The following is a 1,366-nucleotide window of genomic DNA, read 5'->3' as shown; positions in this document are numbered from 1 at the left end:
CGCTCTGTACGCTCTTCACGGGGCGGGGCGCCGACGCGCTCGACCAGCACGCGCCGGCCCTTGGGATCGGCGATCGCCTTGTCGCGGCGACGCACCACCTCACCGCTGGCCTCGCGCGTCTGGCGCTCGGCCTTGGGGTCGGCGCCCCGACGCGGCGGGGCCTTGCGCTCGCGCTGCGGCTCGGCCTCGGCATCGCGCCAGACGGTGCGCTTCCACGGCTTGTCGCTGCGGTCGTCCTGCGAGGGCGTGCGCACGGCGTCGCTCTGCCAGCGCTCGGGCTTGCCGTCGCGCTCGCCGGTCTCGCGCCGGCGCGGGCGGTCCTCGCCGCTGGGCGCAGACTTGCTCACGGGCGGTCTCGGCGGGGCCGCCGGCAGCTCGTCGCGCCGCGGCGCCTCGAAATCGACGCCGGCCTTGGCCATCAGCTCCTCGCCGAGCTGGTCCTTCAGCACCCGCGAGCGAATCTCGTCGACCTCGCCCTCGGGCAGGTCGGCGAGCTGGAACGGCCCGAACGAGACCCGGATCAGCCGGTTCACATCGAGGCCGAGATGCTCGAGCACCGTCTTGACCTCGCGGTTCTTGCCCTCGCGCAGATCCACCGTCAGCCAGGTGTTGGAGCCCTGCTGGCGCTCGAAACGCGCCACCACCGGGCCATAGGAGACGCCTTCAATGGTGACGCCGTCGCGTAAGCTGTCGAGCTTGTCCTGCGTCACCGAGCCGAAGGCGCGCACGCGATAGCGCCGCAGCCAGCCGGTCTCGGGCAGCTCCAGCATGCGCGCCAGCCCGCCGTCATTGGTCAGCAGCAGCAGGCCTTCGGTGTTGATGTCGAGCCGCCCGATCGAGAGCACGCGCGGCAGATCCTCCGGCAGCGCGTCGAACACCGTCGGCCGACCTTCGGGATCGTGGTTGGTCGTCACCAGCCCGCGCGGCTTGTGATAGAGCCACATCCGCGTGCGCTCGCGCGCCGGCAGCGGCTCGCCGTCGATCAGCACGACATCGTCGGGGCCGATGTCCAGCGCCGGGCTGTCGATCACGCGACCGTTCACGCTGACGCGGCCTTCGAGGATGATCGCCTCGCTGTCGCGGCGCGAGGCGACGCCGGCGCGCGCCATCACCTTGGCGATCCGCTCGGGCTCTTGGATCAGCGAGGGCAGCAGCTTAGCGTCGGAGACGGGCGCGGGCGCCTCCTCGCGGGCCCGCCGCGGACGCGCGGGGCCGTCGGAGCGCGGACGGTCGGAGCGGGGTTTGTCGAAGCGCTGGGGCCCGGCGCCTGGTCCGCCGGCACGCTCGCCACGGGGCGCGAAGCCCTCGCGCGGCGGGCGGCTCGGACTGCGCTCGCCATCGGGGCGGGCCCGGAACGGACGCGCCG

The 1,366-nt window shown here is 73.6% G+C and carries 1 protein-coding gene; it reads right to left on the bottom strand.

What is annotated here, in order from left to right; all coding sequences use genetic code 11:
* A partial coding sequence (locus Q8M82_RS10755; RefSeq protein ID WP_305691355.1) for a pseudouridine synthase occupies nt 1–1,366 on the bottom strand: 1,366 nt, incomplete at both ends.

Source organism: Allobosea sp. (genome assembly GCF_030694325.1).
Lineage (GTDB): Bacteria > Pseudomonadota > Alphaproteobacteria > Rhizobiales > Beijerinckiaceae > Allobosea.
The sequence above is the reverse complement of the archived record's forward strand: the minus strand, read 5'-3'. Positions and strand labels throughout refer to the sequence as shown.